Annotated in this window: 9 protein-coding genes; 7 read left to right on the top strand and 2 right to left on the bottom strand. The window is 67.8% G+C overall.

Annotated elements, in window-relative coordinates:
- Together AC30N0_RS10200 and AC30N0_RS10205 are read right to left on the bottom strand one after the other, a co-directional pair.
- The coding region (locus AC30N0_RS10200) for a hypothetical protein (RefSeq protein ID WP_489517808.1) at window positions 1-600 on the bottom strand (600 nt) is incomplete at its 3' end.
- Between the two features lie 158 nt (window positions 601-758).
- Window positions 759-1742, bottom strand: coding sequence for a malate dehydrogenase (locus AC30N0_RS10205; protein ID WP_489517809.1), 984 nt, complete (start codon window positions 1740-1742; stop codon window positions 759-761).
- A 107-nt stretch (window positions 1743-1849) separates the two neighbouring features.
- On the opposite strand from AC30N0_RS10205, the gene sdhC reads away from it, so the two are divergent.
- From sdhC to AC30N0_RS10240, 7 genes are all read left to right on the top strand, one after another.
- On the top strand, window positions 1850-2287 hold the full coding sequence (sdhC, locus tag AC30N0_RS10210) for a succinate dehydrogenase, cytochrome b556 subunit (RefSeq protein WP_489517810.1): 438 nt from the start codon (window positions 1850-1852) through the stop codon (window positions 2285-2287).
- Window positions 2288-2298: 11 nt separating this feature from the next.
- Window positions 2299-2661 (top strand): succinate dehydrogenase, hydrophobic membrane anchor protein, encoded by a 363-nt coding sequence (gene sdhD / locus AC30N0_RS10215; protein ID WP_489517811.1) that lies wholly within the window; start codon window positions 2299-2301, stop codon window positions 2659-2661.
- Entirely contained in the window at window positions 2661-4478 is a 1818-nt protein-coding gene (gene sdhA, locus AC30N0_RS10220) for a succinate dehydrogenase flavoprotein subunit (protein WP_489517812.1), read from the top strand. Before sdhD ends, sdhA begins: the two co-directional genes overlap by 1 nt.
- A gap of 7 nt (window positions 4479-4485) precedes the next feature.
- Window positions 4486-5301: a succinate dehydrogenase iron-sulfur subunit gene (locus tag AC30N0_RS10225; protein ID WP_489517813.1), complete on the top strand. Its 816-nt coding sequence runs from the start codon at window positions 4486-4488 to the stop codon at window positions 5299-5301.
- Window positions 5301-5564, top strand: coding sequence for a succinate dehydrogenase assembly factor 2 (locus AC30N0_RS10230; protein WP_489517814.1), 264 nt, complete (start codon window positions 5301-5303; stop codon window positions 5562-5564). The genes AC30N0_RS10225 and AC30N0_RS10230 overlap by 1 nt, the downstream gene beginning before the upstream one ends.
- A gap of 62 nt (window positions 5565-5626) precedes the next feature.
- Window positions 5627-6937: a citrate synthase gene (gene gltA / locus AC30N0_RS10235; protein ID WP_489517815.1), complete on the top strand. Its 1311-nt coding sequence runs from the start codon at window positions 5627-5629 to the stop codon at window positions 6935-6937.
- Between the two features lie 20 nt (window positions 6938-6957).
- Window positions 6958-7224 (top strand): aconitase family protein (locus AC30N0_RS10240; protein WP_489517816.1); only part of this gene is annotated, 267 nt, incomplete at its 3' end.

Below are 7224 nucleotides of genomic sequence, written 5' to 3' on the forward strand. Positions count from 1 at the left end.
GCTGGCGCTGGCCGGGGCGGCCTGGCTCGTGCCGGCCGCCGCGGCTGTGCTGGCCGCGCCGCCGCTGGCCGCTGCCGACTCGGCCGCCGCCTTGGCCGCCTTGGCTTCGGCGATCAGCTCGCGTTGCTTCGGGCTGATGCAGTCGTCGACGATGCGCTGCGCCGACTTGACGTTGAGCAGCATCGACTTGCTCGAGATCTGCACCATCAGCGTTTCGCCGCGCACATCCTCCAGGCGGATGGCCCCGGTGGACGACAGCACCGGCTTCATCAGCCAGGCGCCCTTGGCGGCTTTCACGTCGACGTAGGACGGGTGCTTCAGGCTCTGCGCGATGTTGACCGTCTGCTGGAACTCGCAGTCATAGACGCCGTAATAGACCATCTCGGCGGCCTTCGCCTGGTCGGGCGAGGCGTCCGGGACCGTCTGCGCGACGGGCGCAGGCGTGGCCTTCTTCGCGACGCGGGCGGCCGGCTTCGCGGCGGGGACGGCCTTGGCGGCCGGCTTGGCGGCAGGGTCGGCGGCCGAGACCGACGGCGACGCGAGGCAGCAGGCGAGCAGGGCGGCGATGCCGAGCGGCACCGGCGATGAACGTGTGGGCATGGCGGGACCTTTCAGAGCAGGAACGAGCGGCCCGATTGTGGTTCAGCGGCTCGGCGGCGACGCCTGCTTTACGGGGCGTTACGGCCGCCGCGGGCAATGCGTCACGGCGGGCGAGGAGTAAGCCTCTTCACGACCTTCGGACGAGCGGACCGCGATGGCTAGATCAGGTGCTTGACCCCGTCCTGCTCCTCCTGAAGCTCCTTCAGAGTCAATGCGATCCGCTCGCGGCTGAAGTCGTCGATCTCCAGGCCGTCGACGAGCTTGTACTCGCCGCCCGAGGTGATCACCGGAAAACCGAACATCGTGTCCTGCGGAATGCCGTACTGGCCGTCCGACGGAATACCCATCGTCACCCACTTGCCGTTCGAGCCGAGGACCCAGTCGCGCACGTGATCGATGGCCGCGTTCGCCGCCGACGCCGCCGACGACAGGCCGCGCGCCTCGATGATCGCAGCGCCGCGCTTGCCGACGGTGGGCAGGAAGGTGTCGCGGTTCCAGGCATCGTCGTCGATCATGGCCTTCACCGGCTGGCCGTCGATCGTGGCGAACCGGTAGTCGGCATACATGGTCGGCGAGTGGTTGCCCCATACCGCGAGCTTCTCGATCGAGGCGACCGGCTTGCCCGTCTTGGCAGCAATCTGGCTGGCGGCGCGGTTGTGGTCGAGGCGCAGCATGGCCGTGAAGTTGCGGCGCGGCAGCTCGGGCGCGCTCTTCATGGCGATCCAGGCGTTGGTGTTCGCCGGGTTGCCGACCACCAGCACCTTCACCTTGCGCGAGGCGACGGCGTTGAGCGCCTTGCCCTGGGCGGTGAAGATCTGGGCGTTGGCCGAAAGGAGGTCCTTGCGCTCCATGCCGGGGCCGCGCGGGCGGGCGCCGACGAGCAGGGCGTAGTCGGTGTCCTGGAAGGCGGTCAGAGGGTCGCTGTGCGCCTCCATGGCGGCGAGCAGGGGGAAGGCGCAGTCCTGCAGTTCCATCATCACGCCTTTGAGGGCTTTCTGCGCCTTCTCGTCCGGGATCTCGAGGAGCTGCAGGATGACCGGCTGGTCCTTGCCGAGCATCTCGCCGGAGGCGACGCGAAACAGCAGGGCATAGCCGATTTGGCCGGCGGCGCCGGTGACCGCGACACGGGCGGGGGGCTTCATGGGTGGCTCTCCATCACAGGGGTTGTGCTCGCAGTGCGCGGTACAGTCTGCTGCGTTGCAATAAAATCATAAGCTCACCGGCACCCCCTCGAAGAATAAAGGTCGACATGGTCACGTCCCTGAAGGAACAGCCTCTGAAGAGGCAGCCGGTCTATCGCAACATCCACATCACCCAGCTGACGTCGTACCGCCTCCCGGCGCCAGGGTGGGTATCCATCATGCATCGCATCAGCGGCGTGCTGCTGTTCCTGCTCATGCCCTTCGCGATCTGGATGTTCGACGCCAGCCTGACGTCGGAGATCTCGTACCAGCAGTTCACCAGCCTCTTCGCCTTCGGCGGCGAGGTCGTCCCGGCCGTCATCGTCAAGCTCGTCGCGCTGGCGCTGATCTGGGCCTACCTGGTGCACTTCATCGCCGGCATCCGCCACGTCTGGATGGACGCGGCCCACGAGCACGGCCTGGCCTTCGGGCGCGGCTCGGCGATGGTCGCCATAGGCCTGAGCTCCGTCCTCACCGTCGCGCTCGGCGCCAAGCTGTTCTTCTGAGGGCGACGAGCATGGCTGCCAGCTTCGGATCCCGCCGCCTCGTCGTCGGCGCGCACTACGGTGTGCGCGACTGGCTCGCCCAGCGCATCACCTCGTTGATCATGGCGGCCTTCACGATCGCCGTGATCGTGCAGGTGCTGATGCCGGGGCCGCTCGACTACTACAGGTGGTCGGGCATGTTCTCGCGGCAGTGGATGAAGGTGCTGACCTTCGTCACCATCCTGGCCATGCTGTACCACGTGTGGGTCGGCATGCGCAACGTCTGGATGGACTACGTGAAGCCGGTGTCTGTCCGCCTGACGCTGGACGTGCTCACCATCGCCTGGCTCGTCGGCTGCGCCGGCTGGGCGGTCCAGGTCCTCTGGAGGCTGTGATGGAAGGCCCGGCCGTCTTCACGTCCTCGGTGCCGACGCGCCGCTTCGATGCGGTCATCGTCGGTGCCGGCGGGTCCGGCATGCAGGCCTCGCTGCAGCTGTCGATGGCCGGCCTCAACGTCGCCGTCCTGTCGAAGGTCTTCCCGACCCGCTCGCACACCGTCGCCGCGCAGGGCGGCATCGGTGCCTCGCTCGGCAACATGAGCGAGGACAACTGGCACTACCACTTCTACGACACCGTCAAGGGCTCCGACTGGCTCGGCGACCAGGACGCGATCGAGTTCATGTGCCGGGAAGCGGCCAACGTCGTCTACGAGCTCGAGCACTTCGGCATGCCGTTCGACCGCAACCCCGACGGCACGATCTACCAGCGCCCGTTCGGCGGCCACACCGCGAACTACGGCGAAAAGCCCGTGCAGCGCGCCTGCGCCGCCGCCGACCGGACCGGCCACGCGATGCTGCACACGCTTTACCAGCAGAACGTCAAGGCCCGCACCAACTTCTTCGTCGAGTGGATGGCGCTCGACCTCATCCGCGACGCGGAGGGCGCCGTCGTCGGCGTCACCGCCCTCGAGATGGAGACCGGGACGCTGCACATCCTGCAGGCCAAGACGGTGATGCTGGCGACCGGCGGCGCCGGGCGCATCTTCGCCGCCTCGACGAACGCCTTCATCAACACCGGCGACGGCCTCGGCATGGCGGCCCGCGCCGGCCTGCCGCTCGAGGACATGGAGTTCTGGCAGTTCCACCCGACCGGGGTCGCCGGGGCCGGCGTGCTGCTGACCGAAGGCTGCCGGGGCGAGGGCGCCATCCTGCGCAACAGCGACGGCGAGCGCTTCATGGAACGCTACGCACCCACCCTGAAGGACCTCGCCCCGCGCGATTTCGTCTCGCGCTGCATGGACCAGGAGATCAAGGAAGGGCGGGGCTGCGGCCCGGAGAAGGACTACATCGTCCTCGACATGACGCACCTCGGCGCCGACACGATCAGAAAGCGCCTGCCCAGCGTGCTCGAGATCGGCCACAACTTCGCCAACGTCGACATCACGCGCGAGCCGATTCCGGTGGTGCCGACGATCCACTACCAGATGGGCGGAATTCCGACCAACGTCCACGGCCAGGTGGTCGCGCCGAAGGACGGCGACCCCAACGCCGTCGTGCCGGGCCTCTATGCCGTCGGCGAGTGCTCGTGCGTGAGCGTGCACGGGGCGAACCGCCTCGGCACCAACTCGCTCCTCGACCTGCTCGTGTTCGGCCGCGCCGCCGGGCACCACATCGTCGCCAGCCGGCTCGACCAGCAGTCGCACCGCTCGCTGCCGGCGCAGGCCGCGGATGCCACGGTGGCGCGGCTGGCCCGCCTCGACGCGAGCACCGGCGGCGAGTATTCGCAGGACATCGCCGGCGACCTGCGCAAGGTCATGCAGCAGCACGCGGGGGTCTTCCGCACGCAGGCGTCGATGGACGAAGGCGTCCGCAAGGTCGCGGCCATCGCCGAGCGCGCCGCGTCCATGCACCTCGGCGACAAGTCGAGAATCTTCAACACCGCGCGGGTCGAGGCGCTCGAGGTCGACAACCTCGTCGAGTCCGCGCGGGCGACGATGGTCTCGGCGGCGGCGCGGCGCGAGTGCCGCGGCGCGCACATGGTGTCCGACTACGAGCGTCCGGTCGACGACCCCGTGCACCCGAACGGCCGCGACGATGCCGGATGGATGAAGCACACGCTCTGGTTCAGCGAGGGCAACCGCCTCGCCTACAAGCCCGTCAACCTGCAGCCGACGACGGTGGATTCGATCCCGCCCAAGGTGCGGACTTTCTAGCGAGATCATGAAGAAGGAACCTTTGAGCCGCGCTGCCGATGCCGCCGACGACCGGTCGCCGGCCGCGGCCGTCGCCGTCCACCCCGACCCGCAGGACGGCCGCCTCGCCACGACCGGAGGCCGCAAGCGCACCTTCAGGATCTACCGCTACGACCCGGAGAGCGGCGCCGCACCGACGATGCAGACCATCGAGGTCGAGCTCGACGGCCGCGAGCGCATGCTCCTCGATGCGCTCATGAAGCTGAAGGCGATCGATCCGACCCTGAGCTTTCGCCGCTCCTGCCGGGAAGGCGTCTGCGGCTCCGACGGCATGAACATCAACGGCAAGAACGGCCTGGCGTGCCTCACCAACATGCGCACGCTGAAGGACCCGATCGTCCTGAAGCCCTTGCCCGGCCTGCCCGTGATCCGCGACCTGATCGTCGACATGACGCAGTTCTTCAAGCAGTACCATTCGATCAAGCCGTACCTCATCAACGAGAGCCGGCCGCCCGAGCGGGAGCGACTGCAGACGCCGGAGGAGCGCGACGAGCTGAACGGCCTGTACGAATGCATCCTGTGCGCGAGCTGCTCGACGGCGTGCCCGAGCTTCTGGTGGAACCCGGACAAGTTCGTCGGTCCGGCCGGTCTGCTGCAGGCCTACCGCTTCATCGCCGACAGCCGCGACGAAGCCACGAACGAGCGCCTGGACAACCTCGAGGATCCGTACCGGCTCTTCCGCTGCCACACGATCATGAATTGCGTCGACGTCTGCCCGAAGAGCCTGAATCCGACCCGCGCGATCTCCAAGATCCGGGAGCTCATGGTGAGGCGGACGGTCTGATGCAAGCCACGCTGGCGGGTAGCGATCTGAGCCGCCTGCGCTGGCGCTGCCGGCGCGGCCTGCTCGAGAACGACCTGCTCATCGAGCGCCTCTTCGCCCGCGCCGCCCCGATCACGCCCGCCGAGGCCGCCGGCCTCTCCGCGCTCATGGATCTCGCCGACAACGACCTGCTCGACCTCTTCCTCGGCCGCCGCGAGCCGGAGGCGGCGCTCGACCGGCCCGAGGTGCACCAGGTCCTGGCGGCGGTGCGCGCGCCGCGCTGAAGCGCGCGCGACACGGGTCCGCTGCCGAATCCAGCCTTCAGCCTTTCATTCGAGGACCCTCCATGACACCGTCCGACGCCAAAGCCACCCTCTCGTTCTCCGACGGCAGCCCGAGCATGGACCTGCCGATCTACCGCGGCACGGTCGGCCCCGAGGTGATCGACATCCGCAAGCTCTACGGGCAGACGGGCAAGTTCACCTACGACCCGGGCTTCCTGTCGACGGCAGCGTGCAACTCGACCATCACCTACATCGACGGCGACAAGGGCGAGTTGCTCTACCGCGGCTACCCGATCGAGCAGCTGGCGACGCAGTGCGACTACCTCGAGACCTGCTACCTGCTGCTGAAGGGCGAGCTGCCGACCGCGGCCGAGAAGGATGCCTTCAGCGACCTCGTCACCCATCACACGATGGTCAACGAGCAGATGCAGTTCTTCCTGCGCGGCTTCCGGCGCGACGCGCACCCGATGGCGATCCTGACGGGGCTGGTCGGCGGGATGTCGGCCTTCTATCACGACTCCACGGACATCAACAACCCGGTGCACCGGGAGATCTCGGCGATCCGCCTGATCGCCAAGATGCCGACGCTGGTCGCGATGGCCTACAAGTACACGATCGGCCAACCTTACATCTATCCGAAAAACGATCTCTCCTACGCCGGCAACTTCATGCGGATGATGTTCGCGACGCCGTGCGAGGAGTACGTGCCGAACGAAGTGCTCGTCCGAGCGATGGACCGGATCTTCATCCTGCACGCCGACCACGAGCAGAACGCCTCGACCTCGACCGTGCGCCTGTGCGGCTCGTCGGGGACGAACCCGTTCGCGGCCATCGCTGCCGGCGTCGCCTGCCTCTGGGGGCCGGCGCATGGCGGCGCGAACGAGGCCGCCCTCAACATGCTCGAGGACATGCAGCGGGCGGGCGGGGTCGAAAAGATCGGCGACTTCGTCAAGCAGGTCAAGGACAAGAACTCCGGCATCAAGCTGATGGGCTTCGGCCACCGGGTCTACAAGAACTACGACCCGCGCGCCAAGCTCATGCGCGAGACCTGCCACGAGGTGCTCGACGCGCTCGGCCTGCATAACGACCCGATCTTCAAGCTCGCCATGTCGCTCGAGAAGATCGCGCTCGAGGATGAGTACTTCGTCGCCCGCAAGCTCTATCCGAACGTCGACTTCTACTCGGGCATCGTGCAGCGGGCGATCGGCATTCCGGTGAGCCTGTTCACGGCCATCTTCGCGCTCGCCCGCACGGTGGGCTGGATCGCCCAGCTGAACGAGATGATCGGCGACCCGGAGTACAAGATCGGCCGGCCGCGCCAGCTCTTCACCGGTGCGACGGCGCGCGAGGTCCCCTCGATCGAGCGGCGCTGAGCACGCCAGGACGCACTTCGATGGGCCGCACCCTCTACGACAAGATCTGGGACGAGCACGTCGTCCGCACCGAGGACGACGGCACGGCCCTGCTGTACATCGACCGTCACCTCGTCCACGAGGTGACCAGCCCGCAGGCCTTCGAGGGCATCGAGCAGGCCGGGCGCAAGGTCTGGCGCCTCTCCGCCAACCTGGCCGTCAGCGATCACAACGTGCCCACGACCGACCGCTCGCAGGGCATCGCGGACCCGATCTCGAAGCTGCAGGTCGACACCCTCGACGCCAAC

This window comes from Rhizobacter sp. (genome assembly GCF_031412495.1).
In the GTDB taxonomy this organism is placed as follows: Bacteria; Pseudomonadota; Gammaproteobacteria; order Burkholderiales; family Burkholderiaceae_C; genus Schlegelella_A.

Bases quoted from the DNA above. Each gene is read 5' to 3' on its own strand.
- gltA (WP_489517815.1), top strand. From the start codon at position 5,627: ATGACACCGTCCGACGCCAAAGCCACCCTCTCGTTCTCCGACGGCAGC.
- AC30N0_RS10205 (WP_489517809.1), bottom strand. From the start codon at position 1,742: ATGAAGCCCCCCGCCCGTGTCGCGGTCACCGGCGCCGCCGGCCAAATC.
- sdhC (WP_489517810.1), top strand. From the start codon at position 1,850: ATGGTCACGTCCCTGAAGGAACAGCCTCTGAAGAGGCAGCCGGTCTAT.
- sdhD (WP_489517811.1), top strand. From the start codon at position 2,299: ATGGCTGCCAGCTTCGGATCCCGCCGCCTCGTCGTCGGCGCGCACTAC.
- AC30N0_RS10225 (WP_489517813.1), top strand. From the start codon at position 4,486: ATGAAGAAGGAACCTTTGAGCCGCGCTGCCGATGCCGCCGACGACCGG.
- AC30N0_RS10230 (WP_489517814.1), top strand. From the start codon at position 5,301: ATGCAAGCCACGCTGGCGGGTAGCGATCTGAGCCGCCTGCGCTGGCGC.
- sdhA (WP_489517812.1), top strand. From the start codon at position 2,661: ATGGAAGGCCCGGCCGTCTTCACGTCCTCGGTGCCGACGCGCCGCTTC.